Here is a 16,754-nt window from a genome sequence, read left to right on the forward strand (position 1 = left end):
TCGATGTCTATATATCTCGAAGACCCCCGTCCGGCCAGCCGGGCGGGGTGGATGCGGCGAAGGGCCCCGGCGGCCCGCAAACGGGGGTTCGATGGACAACACCAAGGTTGTCGGCCTTGTGGTCGGGGCGCTGCTGGTGGCGCTTTCGGTGCTGATGCTGGTGCCGATCCTGGCCGAACTGGTCGCCAATAGCGGCGACTGGCCGGCCTTTCTGGGGGCTTCGGTCATCACCGGCTTCGTCGGCGGGGCGCTGATGCTGGCCAACCAGACCGAGGATCGCGATCTCGGCCAGCGCGCGACCTTCCTCGTCACGGTGCTCTCCTGGCTTTCGGTCGGCGCCTTTTCGGCGCTGCCCTTCGCCCTGTCGCATACCGCCATGTCCTACACGGATGCCTTTTTCGAGGCCATGTCCGGCTTCACCACCACCGGCGCCACGGTGATGAGCGGGCTCGACATGACGCCGCCCGGCCTGCTGCTCTGGCGCTCGCTGCTGCAATGGATCGGCGGCATCGGCATCATCGTCACGGCGGTGGCCATTCTGCCCTTCCTGCGCGTCGGCGGCATGCAGCTCTTCCGCACCGAAAGCACCGACCGCTCCGACAAGGTGCTGCCCCGGCCCGGCCAGATCGCGGTCGCCATCGGCGAGGTCTATCTGCTGCTGACGCTTCTCTGCGCGCTGGCCTATATGCTGGCCGGCATGGCGCCGTTCGATGCGCTCAACCATGCGATGACGACGGTCGCCACGGCCGGCTATTCGACGCATGACGCCTCGTTCGGCCATTTCGACAGCGCGCTGATCGACTGGATCGCCATCCTGTTCATGATATCGGGCGCCGTGCCGCTGGTGCTCTACATCCATACCGCGCGCGGCACCGGCGAGACGCTGTGGGGCGACCCGCAGGTGCGCGGCTTCGTCACGCTGCTGGCCGTGGTCTCGGTGGTGATGGCGCTGTGGCTGGCGGCGCGTGGCGACTATTCCTTCTTCACGGCGCTGCGCTACACGGCCTTCAACGTCACCTCCATCGTCACCACCACCGGCTTTGCCAGCACCGACTACACGGCCTGGGGCCCCTTTGCGGTCATGGCCTTCCTGTTCCTGATGTTTCTCGGCGGCTGCACCGGCTCGACCTCGGGCGGCATGAAGATGTTCCGTCTGCAGGTGCTGGCCATGCTGCTCAGGACGCAGATCCGCCAGACGCTTTTCCCGCATGTCGCCCAGACGCTGCGCTACGGCAACCGCACGGTCAGCCGCGACATCGTCTTCTCGGTGGCGCTGTTCGTCTTCGTCTATCTGGCCTCGATGGTGGTCGTCGCGCTGGCGCTGGCGGCCTTCGGTCTGGATTTCATCACCGCGCTGTCTTCTGCCGTCTCGGCCATCGCCAATATCGGTCCGGGCCTCGGTGCCGTGGTCGGCCCCGCCGGCAATTATGCGAGCCTGCCCGACGGCGCCAAGATCGTCATGGCGCTCGCCATGCTGCTCGGCCGCCTCGAACTGCTGACGGTGCTGGTCATGTTCTCGAAGGATTACTGGGAGCGGTAAGGGGGCGGATGGATGTCTTGACGGGAAGACATCGATATATATCATATTAGGATATGATATGAACAAGCGGTCCGCGGATCACACGCTGGCGTTCCTGTTGGCTTTCGACGGGCGTATCCATCGTCTGGAGAAAGGCTACTGGATCGGTTTCGAGATCAAGCGTGTCGGGGCACAGCGGGGACGGCCGCACGGACTGTCTTGTTCGTTGACGCTGCATGGGCCGGACGGAGGCGAACGATCACTGGCACCGGACGGCCGACGATCCCGGCAGGCCATATGTGTTCAGCGATGCGGATACGCTCCTTCGGGATTTCTTCCGTGAAGTCTGGCGCGTGCTGGCAGATTGTCGGTGTGGACGACATGGCAATTGGCGTTGAGCAAAAGAGGCGAACATGACCGCAGGACGATACAAGATTCAGAGCATGAAATCGCTGGAGCGGGAGATGCGCGCCGTCGCGCGCGGCGATAAGCCCGCCCCGGCCGATGCCGCAGTGCCGAGCTTTGAATCCGCCGAAGTGCTGATGCGCCTGCTCTCGCCGGAGAACCGCGCCTTGCTTGCGCTGATCCGTGACCGCAAGCCGAATTCGGTCGCCGAGCTGGCCGCGATGAGCGGCCGTGCCCAGCCCAATGTGACGCGGACACTCGCCAAGATGGTCGCGGCGGGCTTCGTCAGGATGAAAGTGGACGGACGGCGCAAGGCGCCGCGCCTCGCCATGCGGAAGATCAAGGTCGAGATCGACATCTGCGCGGATGGCGACAAGTTGCGTGTTGCCTGACCATTATCCGGAGCGGTTGCGCATGACGAAATCGAAATCCCGCGAAGCGATTGCGGTGCGGCGGCTTGCAGACCTTGAAGACTACCGCCTCGCCGCCGCTGTTCTTCTGCGCGTCCGCGACGGGCGGGAGCAGACGCATTATGCCGCCGACGTGCGGAAAGCGCTCGGTCTGAACGACTGACGGGCAGCCCCGCGAATGAGAGCCCCTAAAGGCTCTCATCCGCTTCCTCGGGCACGGTCAGCGGAATTTTCAGATAGCGCTTGCCGTTGTCTTCGGCCGGCGGCACGTGGCCGGCGCGGATATTGACCTGGATCGAGGGGAGCAGCAGCACGGGGGCGGCCAGCGTTGCGTCGCGCTTTTCGCGCATGGTGACGAAGTCGTCCTCGGCGACGCCTTCATGGACATGGATGTTGGCGGCGCGCTGTTCGCCCACCGTCGTTTCCCACACATAATGGTCGCGGCCTTCGGGCTTGTAGTCGTGGCAGAGGAAGAGCCGCGTTTCCGGGGGCAGCGCCAGCAGCTTCCGGATCGAGCGGTAGAGCGTGCGCGCATCGCCGCCGGGGAAGTCGGCGCGGGCCGTGCCGTAATCGGGCATGAACAGCGTGTCGCCGACGAAAACCGCGTCGCCGATCTTGTAGGACACGCAGGCCGGCGTGTGGCCCGGCGTCGCGATCACCTCCACCGACAATTCGCCGATATGGAAGGTCTCGCCTTCCTTGAACAGATGGTCGAATTCGCGCCCGTCGGTCGGGCCCTTCTGGTTGAAGATCGGCGTGAAGATCTTCTGCACATTGTCGATATGCGCGCCGATGCCGATCCTGGCGCCGGTCTTTGCCTTGAGATACTGCGCGGCCGAGAGATGGTCGGCATGGGCGTGCGTCTCGAGGATCCATTCGATCCGCGCCCCGGCCTTTTCGGCGGCGTCGAGCAGTCTGTCGGCGCTGGCCGTGGCGACCTTGCCCGATTTCGGGTCGAAATCGAGGACGGGATCGACAAAGGCGGCCGCGCGGCTCGCCGGATCGACCACCAGATAGCTCACCGTATTGGTGGCCTCGTCGAAAAAGCCGCTGATTTCCGGCTTGTTTGCGTTGGTCATGGTCGTCTCCTTCATCCGTTCCGGGCCGGGCCCGGGTTCATCTCTTGACAAATATATTAGAAGTGTCTAAATTAGCAAGATCTAAAACAAAAGAACCGGAAAAGGCCCGTTTCGATGCGAATGATGAAGAGCGACATGACCATGCTGGCGGCAAGCGCCGGTCAGGCGGCGCGGATGCTGCGCCTGCTGGCCAATGAAAAGCGCCTGCTGGTGCTTTGCGCGCTGGCGGTGAAGGGCGAGGCCAGCGTCAGCGAGCTTGCGGCCGAAGCCGGTCTCGGCATGTCGGCGCTGTCGCAGCATCTTGCCAAGCTGCGCGAGGACGGCCTCGTCGCCACGCGCCGGCAGGCACAGACGGTCCATTACCGGATCGCCGATCCCGACGCCGCGAAGATCCTGAAGACCCTGAAAGACATCTATTGCGCCTGATGCGCGCCCCCGCGCTTCCCGCGCCTCAAAGGAGAAAGATCATGAGCCTCAAGACACTGACCCCCGAAGAAGCCAAGGCCCTTGCCGCGCGCGGCGCTGTCGTCATCGATGTGCGCGACGCCGACGAATTCGCCCGCGAACACATCCCGGGCGCCCGCAATGAGCCCCTGTCGGCGCTCGGCGCCGGCCCGGCCGCCGGCAATGCCGATATCGTCATCTATCACTGCAAGTCCGGCATGCGCACCAAGGCCAATGCGCCGCGGCTGGCCGCTGCGCGTGCCTGCGAGGCCTATATTCTCGAAGGCGGCATCGAGGCCTGGAAGTCGGCCGGCCTGCCCGTCGCCATCGACAAGGGCCAGCCGCTGGAACTGATGCGCCAGGTGCAGATCGCGGCCGGCTCGCTGGTCGTCATCGGCGTCGTGCTCGGTGCGGCTCTCCATCCGGCCTTCTATCTGCTTTCGGGCTTTGTCGGCGCCGGTCTGGTCTTTGCCGGCGTCTCCGGCTTCTGCGGCATGGCGCGGCTCCTGACCGTGATGCCGTGGAACCGCGCGCTGCGCGCCTGAGCCGGAGCGCGGGGCCATGGAGTTCGCCGCCGTCGATCTGATCACGCTGGCCGCCGGTGCGCTGGTCGGGCTGACGCTCGGTCTGATCGGCGCCGGCGGCTCCATTCTGGCCGTGCCGCTGCTGGTCTATGTCGTCGGCGTCGCCTCGCCGCATGTCGCGATCGGCACCGGTGCGATTGCCGTCGGCGCCAATGCGCTGGCCGGCGTCCTGCTCCATGCCCGCGCGCGCACGGTCAAATGGCCCTGCGCGCTGGTCTTTGCCGTGGCCGGCGTCGCCGGCGCCTTTGGCGGCGCGCGTCTCGGCAAGATGGTCGATGGCGATCTGCTGCTCGGGCTGTTCGGCCTCGTGATGATCGCGGTCGGCATCTCGATGTTCCTGCGCAAGGGCGCGGGCGGCAATGCGGATGTGCATCTCGACCGCGCCTCGGCGCGCGCGCTCTTGCCGTCGCTGGTCGGCTACGGCTTCGCGGTCGGTCTGCTGTCGGGCTTCTTCGGCATCGGCGGCGGCTTTCTGATCGTGCCGGGTCTGATCGGCGCCACCAACATGCCGATCCTGTTCGCGGTCGGCTCGTCGCTGGTTTCGGTTTCGGCCTTCGGCTTTGCCACCGCCTCCTCCTATGCGCTGGCCGGTCTGGTCGACTGGCACGCGGCCGTGCTGCTGCTGGCCGGCGGTCTTTTCGGCGCCGCGCTCGGCGTTGCCCTTTCCCGCCGTCTCGCCGCGCGCAAGGCGCTGCTCGTCCAGATCTTCGCCGGCCTCGTCATCGCCATCGGGCTCTATGTCGCCGGGCAGGGGGCGATGGTGTTTCTGTAAGACGGCCGGTTAATCCGTACCGGGAACAAGCGCCGTCGCCGGCAGCCGAATCGGCGCCGCCCGCCCGCCGGCGCCGCCCGGACCCCCGGGGACAAGTTTTTCTGACCGTGCCGCACCCGCTGCACCTGCGAAGGCCAACGGGGCCGAGAGCGGGGATAAGTGGCACTTGTCCCCGGGGGTCGGCCCGGGGACAAGTCCATTTGTGACATTTTTTTGACAGTTGCGTGACAGAGGGGGGGTCTGCTGCCGATTCCGCTGTCACATTGGCGCCACTCAGGCGGCCTTCCGGCCCGCCTCGACCGTGTCCTCGAAGGTCCTGAGGCCCGGCCGCGCGGCCGACACCAGCACCGCCATGTTGCCCGGCAGGTGCTCGTTCTTCCACATCTTGTCATGCGCCAGCGGAATGTCCGCCCACGGAAAGACCTCCGACATGCAGGGGTCGATGCGGCGTTCGATGACGAGCTGGTTGGCGGCGGACGCCTGTTTCAGATGCGCGAAATGCGAACCCTGGATGCGCTTCTGGCGCATCCAGACGAATCGGGCGTCGAATGTCAGATTGAATCCGCTGGTGCCGGCGCAGAACACCACCATGCCGCCGCGCTTGGCGACCATGCAGGACACCGGAAACGTCGCTTCGCCCGGATGTTCGAAGACGATGTCGGGGTCGATGCCCTTGCCGGTGATGTCCCAGATCGCCTTGCCGAACTTGCGCGCCTCCTTCATGAAGTCGTTGAACTCGGCCGAGTTGACCTTCGGCAGCTGGCCCCAGCAATTGAAGTTCTTGCGGTTGATGACGCCCTTGGCACCCATCGACATCACGAAGTCGTGCTTGCTGTCATCCGAAATGACGCCGATGGCATGTGCACCCGCCGTCGCGCAGAGCTGCACGGCGAAGGAACCGAGGCCGCCGGATGCGCCCCAGACCAGCACGTTCTGGCCCGGCGCCAGAATATGCGGCGCATGGCCGAACAGCATGCGATAGGCGGTCGCCAGCGTCAGCGTGTAGCAGGCGCTCTCTTCCCATGTCAGATGTTTCGGGCGCGGCATCAGCTGCTGCGATTGCACGCGGCAGAACTGCGCGAAGGAACCGTCCGGCGTTTCATAGCCCCAGATGCGCTGGGAGGGCGAGAACATCGGATCGCCGCCATTGCATTCCTCGTCGTCGCCGTCGTCCTGGTTGCAATGGATGACGACCTCGTCGCCGACCTTCCAGCGTTTCACCTTGGCGCCGACCGCATAGACGATGCCCGAGGCATCCGAGCCGGCGATGTGATAGGGCTGCTTGTGGACGTCGAAGACCGAGATCGGCGTGCCGAGGCCGGCCCAGACGCCGTTGTAGTTGACGCCGGCCGCCATCACGAGCACCAGCACCTCGTTGGAATCGATCTCCCAGGTCGGCACGGCTTCCACCTGCATCGCCTGTTGCGGCGGGCCTTCGCGGTCGCGGCGGATGGTCCAGGCATACATCTTCGCCGGCACATGGCCGAGCGGCGGGATCTCGCCGATCTCGTAGAGGTCCTTTTTTTCCGTATACGTCATAACTCCACCTCGTCCGCGTTCCGGGGCCGCTCGATGGCGCGGATCATTGGCATTTGACGCTGCGGATGCAAGGCATTTTTGCACTGCAATATCGCGTATTTGCGGCGGAAATGCTGGAATCCTGCGGCTTCTTTGACATGGCGGAAACGAAAATGCGGAGTTATACTCCGCATCGAGGATCTTTTTGGGAGGAGAGAGCCGCATGAGTTTCAGCAAGCAATATGCGATCGAACTCGAAGGCAGCCACTGGGCCGTGCCGCAGGGTTTCGACGTGATGTTCAACTGGGAATACGATCCCGAACGCGCCGCGATGATGGGTCTCTATCGCAAGGGCGTCGAGATGCAGTGGGATGCCAATACGCGCATCGACTGGAGCCAGGAGCTCGACGAGGATAATCCCGAGCAACTGCCCGACGAGATGCTGCCGATCAACGGCATGGCGCAGTTCGAGAAGATGTCGCGCAAGGAGAAGGCCAATGTGCGCAAGCATTTTCAGGCCTGGCAGCTGTCGCAGTTCATGCAGGGCGAGCAGGGCGCGCTGATCTGCACCGCCAAGATCGTCACGCAAGTGCCGGACATGGATTCGAAGTTCTATGCCTCGACACAGGTGATCGACGAAGCGCGTCATGTCGAAAGCTACAAACGCCTGCTCGAGAAGTTCGCGATCGTCTATCCGATGACGAAACCGCTGCAGGACCTGATCGAACAGACGCTGCGCGACAGCCGCTGGGACATGACCTATCTCGGCATGCAGGTGGTGATCGAGGGGCTGGCGCTCGCCTCCTTCGCCCAGATCCGCGACAATGCGCAGAACCCGCTGGCCGCCGCCGTCAACGCCTATGTGATGCAGGACGAGGCGCGGCATGTCGCTTTCGGCCGTCTGGCGCTGCGCGATTTCTATCCGAAGATCTCCGAGAAGGAGCGCGACGAACGCGAGGAGTTCCTGCTCGAGGCCAGCTACCTGATGCGCGACCGCTTCGATGCGGTCGAGGTGTGGAAGAATCTCGGCCTCGACCCGGTCGCCTGTGGCGAGCACATGTATCATTCCGGCTTCATGCAGACATTCCGCAATTCGCTGTTTCAGCGCATCGTGCCGATTGTCAAGGATGTCGGCCTCTGGGGTCCGCGCATCCGCAAGGGATACGAGGAAATGGGCGTGCTGGCCTATGCCGACCAGGATGTCGATGCCATGCAGCAGGCCGACGACAATATCGCCCGCGAATTCGATGCGCGCCGCAAGCATATAGAACGCATCGCGGCACGTGCCGGCGGGCAGGCGACGGCGGCTGAATAAGCGTCGCTGCGAGTTTTTCTATCGATGAAAAATCGCCGCGTGGAATTTTTCCACGCGGCGATTCTGATTTTGGTGCCGTCAGTGTGTCGGTCCTACCAGAGACCATGCTTCTGCACTTCGGCGCGGCCGACGACCATGTGATGCACTTCGTCGGGACCGTCGGCAAAGCGCAGGTGGCGCATGTCGGTATACATGTCGGCAAGCGGCGTCCATTGCGAGATGCCGGCGGCGCCGTGCATCTGGATCGCCTGGTCGATGATAAGGCAGACCTTCTCCGGCACCATCGCCTTGACCGCGCTGACATAGACCCGGGCTTCCTTGTTGCCCAGCACATCCATCGCCTTCGCAGCCTGAAGGACGGCAAGGCGCATCGCGTTGATCTCGATGCGGGCGCGCGAGATGATCTCGAGGTTGCCGCCGAGCTTTGCAATGGGCTTGCCGAAGGCCTCGCGCGTCGCGGCGCGCTTCACCATCAGTTCCAGCGCCTTTTCGGCCTTGCCGATCGAGCGCATGCAGTGATGGATGCGGCCGGGCCCCAGGCGAACCTGGCTGATTTCGAAGCCGCGGCCTTCGCCGAGCAGGATGTTTTCCTTCGGCACGCGCACATTGCTGAAGCGGATATGCATATGGCCGTGGGGCGCGTGGTCCTTGCCGAAAACCTTCATCGGCCCCAGAATCTCGACGCCGGGCGTGTCGATCGGCACGAGAATCTGCGACTGCTGCTTGCTGGGCGGGGCGTCGGGGCTCGTGCGCACCATCACGATCATGATCTTGCAGCGCGGGTCGCCGGCGCCGGAAATGTAGAACTTCTCGCCATTGATGACCCAGTCGTCGCCATCGAGCACGGCGCTGGTGCGCACATTCTTGGCGTCGGAACTCGGCACATCCGGTTCGGTCATCGCATAGGCCGAGCGGATCTCGCCATTGAGCAACGGCTCCAGCCACTTCTTCTTCTGCGCCGGCGTGCCAACGCGCTCCAGCACCTCCATGTTGCCGGTGTCGGGCGCGCTGCAATTGAGAGATTCGGAGGCCAGCGGCGATTTTCCGAGCTCGACGGCGATATAGGCATAGTCGAGATTGGTCAGGCCGGAGCCGATTTCGGAGTCCGGCAGGAAGAAATTCCAGAGACCGGATTCCTTGGCCTTGTTCTTGGCGCCTTCCAGCAGCTCGAGCTGGCGCGGGTGCCAGGACCAGCGGTCGGTCTTCTCGTCGTTGAGGCGGAAAAATTCCTCGGTGATCGGCTCGACATTTTCGGCGATGTGCTTCTGTACGGCAGCCATCAGCGGCCGCGCCTTTTCCGACATCGCCAGCTGAAACAGGTCTTGATTGAGGTCTGACATGAATTCCGTCCATCCGTTGCGTTTTCAGTTTCGATGCGCGCAGGTTAACCCGTCCGGCCGCGGCGCGATATCCTAAGTCTTCTTCCGAAACGATTGGCCGGACATGCGCGGCCCCCGCAATCGCGAGACTGCTTTCATTTCGCCGGTAAGCCATGCCGTGAAGGCGCGGATCTTCGGCCTGGCGGCATCTTCGGGCCGATGCACGAGGTAATAGGAGGAGTCCCCCGGCACTTTTTTCTCGAACGGACGGACCAGGCGTGGCGGAAGGTCGGAGATCCAGATGAGCGGCGCCATGCCGAGTACGACGCCATGTCCTTCCGCTGCGGCCTGAAGGGCGGCGGGCACCGTATCCACCCAGAGTTCGCCCGCCGGCTGCAGGCCGGGAACGCCAGCTGCCTTCAGCCAGTTCGCCCAGGCGTCCGGCCGGGGAAGGACATGAATGAGAGTCTGCCGCGCAAGGCCGGACGGCCCGGTGATTTCGCCCGCCAGTTCGGGCGCGCAAAGCACTTCGCCGCGGATGTCGAGGAGCTTCTTCGAAACGAGACCCTGCTCGGGCCTGCGGAGATTTCTGATGGCGATGTCCACCGGATCGCGCGCGAAGTCTGCCAGCCGGTTGGATGTTTCGATGACGAGTTCGATGCCGGGATGTGCCTTGTGAAAGGCGCTGAGACGCGGGATCAGGCAGACGCTCGTGAAGAAGGGAAGGGCGCTCACGCGCAGCACCTTGTCCGTTTCGCGCTCCCGCAGTCGCGCCGTGCCTTCAGTCATTGTCTCGAAGCCCCGGCGTATGAAGCCCCAGTAGAATTCGCCCTCGGGCGTCAGCTCGATCGCGCGTGTGAGGCGCCGGAAAAGCGGCGTGCCAAGCTCCCGTTCGAGGGCGCGAATCTGGTGGCTGACGGCCGACGGGGTGACGCCCAGGGCGTCAGCGGTGCGCCGGAAGCTCAGCGTAAGCGCCGCCAGATGGAATGTCCGCAAGGCCGCCGGCGAAGGGAGATCGTCCATGTAAGTGATCCTGTTTCATGCACAAAATCATTCTAGCTCAATAAATAGGGCGTTATCGGATTTTATAGATGAGTCTTATTCATCTATATGACGGCCTATTCATTTGTCGCGGGCGGCCCGCCGGCCCTATCTCCGTGGTCTCGTCATGTTTGTTGGAGATCCAGGCCATGCGACAGCTCACTTTCATCAAACCCGGTACATTCGAATGGTGGGATGTGCCGGTGCCGGTTATTTCCTCGCCCGGCGATGCGCTGGTCAGGCCGGTCGCGGTGGCGCGTTGCGATCTCGATCTCTACATCGCGAATGGGCGGGCGCCCTTTCCGGGCCCCTTCGCGATGGGCCATGAGATGGTCGGTGTGGTCGTCGAGACGGGAGACCATGTCGCCCGGTTCCGGCCGGGCGATCAGGTCGTCGTTCCTTTCCAGATCAGTTGCGGCGAGTGCGACAACTGCCGCCGCGGCTGGACCAATGCCTGCACCGCAGTGCCAAACCGCGCCTGCTTCGGCATGAAGCCGCTTTCCGGCGTCGAATTCGGGGGTGCGATTTCGGAGCTCCTTCGGGTTCCCTTCGCGGATCACATGCTCGTACAGAAGCCGGACGGTGTTTCGGCGGAAGCGCTTGCGAGTGCGCCTGACAATATTCCGGACGGCTGGCGTGCCGTCGCGCCGCATCTTGCAGCATACCCAGGCGCGGCCGTTCTTGTGATCGGCGGTGCGGCGCAAAGCGTCGGCCTTTATGCCGCGATGGCGGCCGTTTCGCTCGGTGCATCGCGGGTCGTCTATGCGGACACGGACCCGCAGCGTCTCAGGCTTGCGAAGGATGTCGGCGCGGAAGTGATCGAACTCACGCTTGCGCCTGATATGCCTGCGCTTGGATCCTTCCCCATCACGGTGGACGCGTCGGGCGAGGCGGAGGCGCTTCGATTGGCCATTCGCTCAACAGCGCCTTGCGGCGTCTGCACCAGCGTTGCGATCTACTACGAAGACAAGGTCGTTCTGCCGTTCCTGCGCATGTATGGTGCTGGCATCACCTTCCATACCGGCCGCGTCCATGCAAGGCGCGAAATGCCGGATGTCATCGGACACATCCATTGCGGCCATATGCACCCGGAGCGCATCACGAGCCTTATCGTGCCGTTCAGCGATGCGGCCGATGCGATGGCCGATCCGGCCCCGAAGATCGTGTTTCGCAACGATTGGACGTAACCGCCGGTTTCTCTGCTTCCGCCGGGCCTTTTGCAGCGTAGCTGGGGGTGTGATAATCCCCTCGCAACGGTTTGATGACGCGAGGTCAGGCGATGAGCGGGAACGGCGAGAACGGCAAGGGCGGTCCGGGCAAGGACAAGCCCTGGATCTTCCGCACCTATGCCGGCCATTCGACGGCCAAGGCGTCGAACGAGCTCTACCGCACCAATCTGTCGCGCGGCCAGACCGGGTTGTCGATCGCCTTCGACCTACCGACGCAGACGGGCTACGACGCCGATCATATTCTTGCGAAAGGTGAGGTCGGCAAGGTCGGCGTACCGGTTTCGCATATCGGCGACATGCGGGCCCTTTTCGAGGGCATCCCGATGGAGCAGATGAACACCTCGATGACGATCAATGCCACGGCGGCCTGGCTGCTGGCGCTCTATATCGCGGTGGCGGACGAGCACGGCGCCGACCGCAAGAAGCTTCAGGGCACGGTCCAGAACGACATCATCAAGGAGTATCTCTCGCGCGGCACCTATGTGTTTCCGCCCGAACCGTCGATGCGCCTGATCACCGACATCGTTTCCTACACCTACCGCGAAGTGCCGAAGTGGAACCCCACCAATGTCTGCTCCTATCACTTGCAGGAAGCGGGTGCGACGCCGGTGCAGGAACTCGCCTTTGCGCTGGCAACCGCGCAAGCCGTTCTCGACCGGCTGAAGGCAAGCGGCCAGGTGCCGGAGAAGGATTTTCCGCAGGTCGTCGGCCGCATCAGCTTTTTCGTCAATGCCGGCGTGCGCTTCATCACCGAGATCGCCAAGATGCGGGCCTTCGTCGATCTGTGGGAGGAGATTTGCCGTGACCGCTACGGCGTCGAGGACGCCAAGCTGCGCCGCTTCCGTTATGGCGTGCAGGTCAACTCGCTCGGCCTCACCGAGCAGCAGCCGGAAAACAACGTCTATCGCATCCTGCTCGAAATGCTGGCCGTTACGCTGTCGAAGAATGCGCGCGCGCGCGCCGTGCAATTGCCGGCCTGGAACGAGGCGCTCGGATTGCCGCGTCCCTGGGATCAGCAATGGTCGCTGCGCGCGCAGCAGATTCTCGCCTATGAAACCGATCTTCTCGAGTATGGCGATATCTTCGACGGCTCGACGGTGATGGACGCCAAGGTCGAAGCCCTGAAGGCAGAGGCCCGGGAAGAGCTTGCGCGTATCGACCAGATGGGCGGGGCGGTCGCCGCCGTCGACAGCGCCTACATGAAGGAGCGCCTCGTCGAATCCAATTCGGCGCGGCTCGAGGAGATCGAGGCCGGGCGTCAGGTCGTGGTCGGCGTCAACCGCTATGTCGAAACGGCACCGTCGCCGCTATCGACCGGTGCGGGTTCGATCCATGTCGTCGATGCCGGCGTCGAGGCCGAGCAGGTCGCCGCGCTGAAGAAGTGGCGCGCGGCGCGCGACAATGACGCGGTCGAGGCGGCGCTTGCCGATCTGCGTGCGGCGGCGAAGGAAGGCCGCAACATCATGGAACCTTCGATTGCCTGCGCCAAGGCCGGCGTCACCACCGGCGAATGGGGCACGGCGCTGCGCAGCATCTTCGGCGAGTATCGCGCGCCGACCGGTGTCTCCCGCGCCGCGCGCAATGCGCCGGGCGATCTCGATCCGGTGCGCGCCATGGTCGACGCAGTGTCGTCCAAACTTGGCCGCCGCCTCAAGTTCCTGGTTGGTAAACCCGGTCTCGACGGCCACTCCAACGGTGCCGAGCAGATCGCCGTGCGCGCGCGCGATTGCGGCATGGATGTCGTCTATGACGGCATCCGGCTGACACCTGAACAGATCGTCCAGTCGGCACAGGAAGGCGACGTCCATGTCGTCGGCCTGTCGATCCTGTCGGGCTCCCATGTGCCGCTGGTCGAGGATGTGATGACGCGGATGCGCGACGCAGGGCTCTCCGATATCCCGGTCGTTGTCGGCGGCATCATTCCGGCGGATGACGAGGAAAAGCTCCGCGCCGCCGGCGTCGCCGCCATCTACACACCCAAGGACTTCCAGATCACCGACATCATGGCCGAGGTCGTGCGGCTGGTCGACTACAATACGGACGAGGCGGCGTGAAAATTTGTAGCCCCTGAATTCGATCAAGGCGCACGCGCGACGATAAATGGCCGGATGTCTTTCTTCTTCGAACCATGGCGCTCGGTGAAGTGAGTTTCAAAACCCGCCTCACGAATCGCTTTCTCCAATTCAACGGACGAAAAGGTTGCCACGGAGAATGGCGCCTTACCGATCATGCGCATAAACGGGATCGCAAGGCCAACCAGCGGATTCATGTCACCGATACAGGGTGTTTTTGAGATGAACAGTCCTCCCGGAAGCAGCATTTGACGGATATTGCCGAGCGCCCTTGGCAGGTCGCCAGCCAGATGGAGATAGCTGAAGCCGAGAACGGCATCGTACTTGACCTGCTCGGTCGTCAATGTGTCGGCGGTCGCTTGCCGGAAGCTCAATCCGTCCTTCAGTGCGTCGCTGCCCTGACTGGCAAGCTTTTCATTGGCGATCGTGATCATCTGCGCGGAAATGTCGGTGGCGAGATAGTTTTCCACGGCATCTGCAAGTCTTAGGGCCGCTGTGCCCGTCCCACAACCCAGTTCCAGCACACGGTGACAGGGTGAGAGCAGTTCGCGTGTCCGCGCCAGCGTCTTCTCGAAACCAGCAATGTCGGCAATAGGAGAGGTCGCGTATTTTCGGGCCGCCTTGTCCCAGAATTGTGTGTCCTTGCCGCTCATCCACGTCTCCTGAACCTGTCTATGACCTGCGTCGTTTGAGCCCGGCCTGCCGCCCGACCGCCATCTGTTTCGCATATAGGTGGTGGAGCGGAAAGCTGCCGCGCAACGAGTGCGCTCAGGCTGATTGGCCGCGTGGATCACATTCTTGCCATATTCCCATAATGTTTCCGCCGCATTGGAGTCCTTCAATGGCACGGGTCGTTAAGATGTGGCGGGCGTCTCCCTTCTCGATGTTTTGATTGTGGCCGACTCCGCCTGCACTTTTTCCGGTGTTACACTTTTGCCGAGTGTTAACGCCGGTTGCGTCAGGAAAGGGCTGGTCGATGAGTGATGGTTTCGATGCGGGTGGGACGCAGGGCAAGGGACAGACGGCCTATCATTATGGCCGCGCCGCCGAGCCGCTGCCCGAACTTCATGTATTTTCCAGACTTTCCGAGCTCGATGCGGCCTATGCGGCCGAACTGGCGCAGCGGCGCGCACGGCAGGAAACGCTGGAGCGCGAAGTCGTCGAGCTTGCCAAGCGCCTGTCGGCGCCGCTCGAGAGCGCCGCGGCCGAAGCGCCGAAGCGCAAGGGCTTCTTCAGCCGGAGGGCAAAATCATGAGCGCGACGACACTCATTCCCGAAGACACGCGCGCACAAATTTCGCGCAATTATGTCGCCAGCGAACGCGAGGCGCGTTTCGCCTCGTTTCATCTCTTCGCCTTCATCCTGATCGGGCTCATCGCCGCCGGCGCGCTTGTCGTCGATTATGCGATCGTCAGCGAATTCTGGACGCGGGCGCTCGCCAATGAATTCCTCGAACTGCCGGGCGCGCTCGGTTCGTCGGTTGCCTTCAAATCGATGCAGGTGCTGTTCGCCACCGTCGCCGCGCATATTCTCTATGAACAGCTCAGCGCTTTCGGCAAGGCCGTTTTCGTCCGCATCGTCTTCGTGCTGGCGCTGGCCATGCTGCTTGGCGTCGGTGTGCTGCTGGCATTGATGTCGCTGCCCAATGGCATTGCCGCGACCAGCGATGGCGTTGTCGGTGGTTCGCTCAGCAATGCGCTTGCCGGTCTCGGTATCGCCTCGACGGCGACACAGGAAACCGGCCGGGTCGCTTCCGAGGTCGATCAGATGCGCGGCTGGCAGCCGCTGGCCTGGCTTGCCTCGCTCGGGATCGTGTTTCTCGTGGTGACGGGGGTTGCTGCCCTCTGCATTCATTATGCGGTCGTGGCGCTGCGCCGCGTCTTCCACGCGCGCGACTTCAAGCATCGCCGTGTCGCGATGGAGCAGCTCGCCGCGCTCGAGGCCGAATATGACAGCAATCGTCACGCGCTGGCGGAGATGGAGGGGCCGGAGAACCGGCGCCATCTGCTCTGGACGGGTCTGATGCGCGAATGCCGGTCCTATGAGCAGGGGCTCGAAGATGCGCGCCGCAACGGCGTTGCGGCGCTGCCGCGCAGCGGACGCGGCTTCCTCGGATTGCGCAAGGACAAGGCGCTTACCAGCGGGCTGGGCGGTGTCGACCGGGTCAAGGCCTGCGAGGAATCACGGCATCTCGGACGCTATGAAAAGCTGTTCGACGACTGGTGGGAACGCCGCTCGCGCAATGCGATGAAAGCGGGGCCGGCGCGTCTGGAATCGGTCCGCGAACCTTTCGGCGAAATCCTGCCGCCGCGCGGGTCGCGCCGCCTTCCCGCAGGCGAGTGACCGTCATGCGGGTTGCCGTCACATTCGGACTTGCTGCCGTCCTGCTTTCGACACCATTTCTCGCCGTCAAGGCGGATGCGGTCGACGCGCCGCAGCGGCCACAGACAGTCATCATCGGGCTCGATCTCTCCAAGAGCAATCCGCTGGTCGACGATGCAGCCTATGCCGCGCGTGTTGCATCTCGCCTGACATCGGAAATCGACAAGTTGCCGGTGCGTTCGCGCGTCATGGTGCGGAGCTTCGGGGCCTATGATTCCTCCGCCAATCCGCTCAAGATCGACGAAGTCATTTCGGCACGGGCACGGCCCGAATCGGTGGCGGAAGGCATTTCGGCTCTGGTCGCGGCGCTGCCGCAACTGGTCGCCGAGGGCAAGCTCAAGGCGCAGGACTGGACCTTTATCGTCTCCTTCATGGAAACGATGTCGCATCAGGTCGATTGCGCGGCCAGCGATGTGCGGATCATTCTGCTGACCGACGGTTTCGAGGATTCGAGCGATGCCCGGATGCTGCGCGGTGCTGCGCTGCCGAAGCCCGAGCCCTATTTCAGTGGCTGCAGCGAACTCATGATCCTGGGAGTCGGCCAGGGCGGCGGTAGTCCGGCGGTCACCAAGCGGGCGCGCGAGCAATGGAAAACATGGTCGGATGCTGCGGGTTTCACGCGCTTCACGGGCCTTTACGACTGGTGAAGCGGTTTTGACGCGGTA

17 protein-coding genes are annotated in these 16,754 nt (G+C 63.5%); 12 read left to right on the top strand and 5 right to left on the bottom strand.

Features of this window, described 5'->3' with window-relative positions:
- Nucleotides 1–91: 91 nt before the first annotated feature.
- The 3 genes from AAC071_RS03490 (at nt 92) to AAC071_RS03500 (ending at nt 2,497) form a co-directional block, all read left to right on the top strand.
- A complete protein-coding gene (locus AAC071_RS03490) occupies nt 92–1,540 on the top strand; it encodes a TrkH family potassium uptake protein (protein WP_339830058.1) in 1,449 nt (482 codons plus the stop codon).
- A 392-nt stretch (nt 1,541–1,932) separates the two neighbouring features.
- Entirely contained in the window at nt 1,933–2,316 is a 384-nt protein-coding gene (locus AAC071_RS03495) for a MarR family transcriptional regulator (RefSeq protein ID WP_339830060.1), read from the top strand.
- Nucleotides 2,317–2,338: 22 nt separating this feature from the next.
- Nucleotides 2,339–2,497, top strand: a complete 159-nt coding sequence (locus AAC071_RS03500; RefSeq protein ID WP_339830062.1) for a hypothetical protein — start codon at nt 2,339–2,341, stop codon at nt 2,495–2,497.
- A 25-nt stretch (nt 2,498–2,522) separates the two neighbouring features.
- Here AAC071_RS03500 and AAC071_RS03505 read toward each other — a convergent pair whose 3' ends face one another.
- Nucleotides 2,523–3,413, bottom strand: a complete 891-nt coding sequence (locus AAC071_RS03505) for an MBL fold metallo-hydrolase (RefSeq protein WP_339830064.1) — start codon at nt 3,411–3,413, stop codon at nt 2,523–2,525.
- A gap of 114 nt (nt 3,414–3,527) precedes the next feature.
- Between AAC071_RS03505 and AAC071_RS03510 the strand changes: the two genes are divergently transcribed.
- Genes AAC071_RS03510 through AAC071_RS03520 form a run of 3 tightly spaced genes read left to right on the top strand, consistent with a single transcriptional unit; the run spans nt 3,528 to nt 5,213 of the window.
- Complete coding sequence (locus AAC071_RS03510) at nt 3,528–3,839, top strand: metalloregulator ArsR/SmtB family transcription factor (protein WP_339830066.1); 312 nt, start codon at nt 3,528–3,530, stop codon at nt 3,837–3,839.
- A 41-nt stretch (nt 3,840–3,880) separates the two neighbouring features.
- The gene (locus AAC071_RS03515) at nt 3,881–4,402 is read left to right on the top strand and encodes a rhodanese family protein (protein ID WP_339830068.1); all 522 of its coding nucleotides are present in this window, start codon (nt 3,881–3,883) and stop codon (nt 4,400–4,402) included.
- Nucleotides 4,403–4,418: 16 nt separating this feature from the next.
- On the top strand, nt 4,419–5,213 hold the full coding sequence (locus AAC071_RS03520) for a sulfite exporter TauE/SafE family protein (protein ID WP_339830070.1): 795 nt from the start codon (nt 4,419–4,421) through the stop codon (nt 5,211–5,213).
- A gap of 273 nt (nt 5,214–5,486) precedes the next feature.
- Here the strand turns inward: AAC071_RS03520 and ccrA are convergent, their stop codons facing one another.
- Nucleotides 5,487–6,752 carry a crotonyl-CoA carboxylase/reductase gene (gene ccrA / locus AAC071_RS03525; protein ID WP_339830072.1) on the bottom strand — a complete coding sequence of 422 codons (1,266 nt, stop codon included), beginning with the start codon at nt 6,750–6,752 and terminating at the stop codon, nt 5,487–5,489.
- A gap of 202 nt (nt 6,753–6,954) precedes the next feature.
- Between ccrA and AAC071_RS03530 the strand changes: the two genes are divergently transcribed.
- Complete coding sequence (locus AAC071_RS03530) at nt 6,955–8,046, top strand: ferritin-like domain-containing protein (protein ID WP_339830074.1); 1,092 nt, start codon at nt 6,955–6,957, stop codon at nt 8,044–8,046.
- A 92-nt stretch (nt 8,047–8,138) separates the two neighbouring features.
- Here AAC071_RS03530 and AAC071_RS03535 read toward each other — a convergent pair whose 3' ends face one another.
- Together AAC071_RS03535 and AAC071_RS03540 are read right to left on the bottom strand one after the other, a co-directional pair.
- Nucleotides 8,139–9,386: an acyl-CoA dehydrogenase family protein gene (locus AAC071_RS03535; protein WP_339830076.1), complete on the bottom strand. Its 1,248-nt coding sequence runs from the start codon at nt 9,384–9,386 to the stop codon at nt 8,139–8,141.
- A gap of 72 nt (nt 9,387–9,458) precedes the next feature.
- Nucleotides 9,459–10,388, bottom strand: coding sequence for a LysR substrate-binding domain-containing protein (locus AAC071_RS03540; protein WP_339830078.1), 930 nt, complete (start codon nt 10,386–10,388; stop codon nt 9,459–9,461).
- Nucleotides 10,389–10,555: 167 nt separating this feature from the next.
- On the opposite strand from AAC071_RS03540, the gene AAC071_RS03545 reads away from it, so the two are divergent.
- Together AAC071_RS03545 and AAC071_RS03550 are read left to right on the top strand one after the other, a co-directional pair.
- On the top strand, nt 10,556–11,593 hold the full coding sequence (locus tag AAC071_RS03545) for an alcohol dehydrogenase catalytic domain-containing protein (protein ID WP_339830080.1): 1,038 nt from the start codon (nt 10,556–10,558) through the stop codon (nt 11,591–11,593).
- Nucleotides 11,594–11,685: 92 nt separating this feature from the next.
- Complete coding sequence (locus AAC071_RS03550) at nt 11,686–13,689, top strand: protein meaA (protein WP_339830082.1); 2,004 nt, start codon at nt 11,686–11,688, stop codon at nt 13,687–13,689.
- Between the two features lie 23 nt (nt 13,690–13,712).
- Here the strand turns inward: AAC071_RS03550 and AAC071_RS03555 are convergent, their stop codons facing one another.
- On the bottom strand, nt 13,713–14,360 hold the full coding sequence (locus AAC071_RS03555) for a class I SAM-dependent methyltransferase (RefSeq protein ID WP_339830084.1): 648 nt from the start codon (nt 14,358–14,360) through the stop codon (nt 13,713–13,715).
- Between the two features lie 323 nt (nt 14,361–14,683).
- On the opposite strand from AAC071_RS03555, the gene AAC071_RS03560 reads away from it, so the two are divergent.
- Genes AAC071_RS03560 through AAC071_RS03570 form a run of 3 tightly spaced genes read left to right on the top strand, consistent with a single transcriptional unit; the run spans nt 14,684 to nt 16,736 of the window.
- A complete protein-coding gene (locus AAC071_RS03560; RefSeq protein WP_339830086.1) occupies nt 14,684–14,962 on the top strand; it encodes a hypothetical protein in 279 nt (92 codons plus the stop codon).
- Complete coding sequence (locus tag AAC071_RS03565) at nt 14,959–16,050, top strand: hypothetical protein (RefSeq protein ID WP_339830088.1); 1,092 nt, start codon at nt 14,959–14,961, stop codon at nt 16,048–16,050. The genes AAC071_RS03560 and AAC071_RS03565 overlap by 4 nt, the downstream gene beginning before the upstream one ends.
- A 5-nt stretch (nt 16,051–16,055) precedes the next feature.
- Nucleotides 16,056–16,736, top strand: coding sequence for a hypothetical protein (locus tag AAC071_RS03570; protein ID WP_339830090.1), 681 nt, complete (start codon nt 16,056–16,058; stop codon nt 16,734–16,736).
- Nucleotides 16,737–16,754: the final 18 nt, after the last annotated feature.

This window comes from uncultured Parvibaculum sp., from assembly GCF_963975745.1.
Lineage (GTDB): Bacteria > Pseudomonadota > Alphaproteobacteria > Parvibaculales > Parvibaculaceae > Parvibaculum.

Coding starts and splice junctions, on each gene's coding strand:
- AAC071_RS03530 (WP_339830074.1), top strand. CDS start 6,955: ATGAGTTTCAGCAAGCAATATGCGATCGAACTCGAAGGCAGCCACTGG.
- ccrA (WP_339830072.1), bottom strand. CDS start 6,752: ATGACGTATACGGAAAAAAAGGACCTCTACGAGATCGGCGAGATCCCG.
- AAC071_RS03535 (WP_339830076.1), bottom strand. CDS start 9,386: ATGTCAGACCTCAATCAAGACCTGTTTCAGCTGGCGATGTCGGAAAAG.
- AAC071_RS03500 (WP_339830062.1), top strand. CDS start 2,339: ATGACGAAATCGAAATCCCGCGAAGCGATTGCGGTGCGGCGGCTTGCA.
- AAC071_RS03555 (WP_339830084.1), bottom strand. CDS start 14,360: ATGAGCGGCAAGGACACACAATTCTGGGACAAGGCGGCCCGAAAATAC.
- AAC071_RS03495 (WP_339830060.1), top strand. CDS start 1,933: ATGACCGCAGGACGATACAAGATTCAGAGCATGAAATCGCTGGAGCGG.
- AAC071_RS03490 (WP_339830058.1), top strand. CDS start 92: ATGGACAACACCAAGGTTGTCGGCCTTGTGGTCGGGGCGCTGCTGGTG.
- AAC071_RS03520 (WP_339830070.1), top strand. CDS start 4,419: ATGGAGTTCGCCGCCGTCGATCTGATCACGCTGGCCGCCGGTGCGCTG.
- AAC071_RS03505 (WP_339830064.1), bottom strand. CDS start 3,413: ATGACCAACGCAAACAAGCCGGAAATCAGCGGCTTTTTCGACGAGGCC.
- AAC071_RS03550 (WP_339830082.1), top strand. CDS start 11,686: ATGAGCGGGAACGGCGAGAACGGCAAGGGCGGTCCGGGCAAGGACAAG.
- AAC071_RS03515 (WP_339830068.1), top strand. CDS start 3,881: ATGAGCCTCAAGACACTGACCCCCGAAGAAGCCAAGGCCCTTGCCGCG.
- AAC071_RS03540 (WP_339830078.1), bottom strand. CDS start 10,388: ATGGACGATCTCCCTTCGCCGGCGGCCTTGCGGACATTCCATCTGGCG.
- AAC071_RS03510 (WP_339830066.1), top strand. CDS start 3,528: ATGCGAATGATGAAGAGCGACATGACCATGCTGGCGGCAAGCGCCGGT.
- AAC071_RS03570 (WP_339830090.1), top strand. CDS start 16,056: ATGCGGGTTGCCGTCACATTCGGACTTGCTGCCGTCCTGCTTTCGACA.
- AAC071_RS03565 (WP_339830088.1), top strand. CDS start 14,959: ATGAGCGCGACGACACTCATTCCCGAAGACACGCGCGCACAAATTTCG.
- AAC071_RS03560 (WP_339830086.1), top strand. CDS start 14,684: ATGAGTGATGGTTTCGATGCGGGTGGGACGCAGGGCAAGGGACAGACG.
- AAC071_RS03545 (WP_339830080.1), top strand. CDS start 10,556: ATGCGACAGCTCACTTTCATCAAACCCGGTACATTCGAATGGTGGGAT.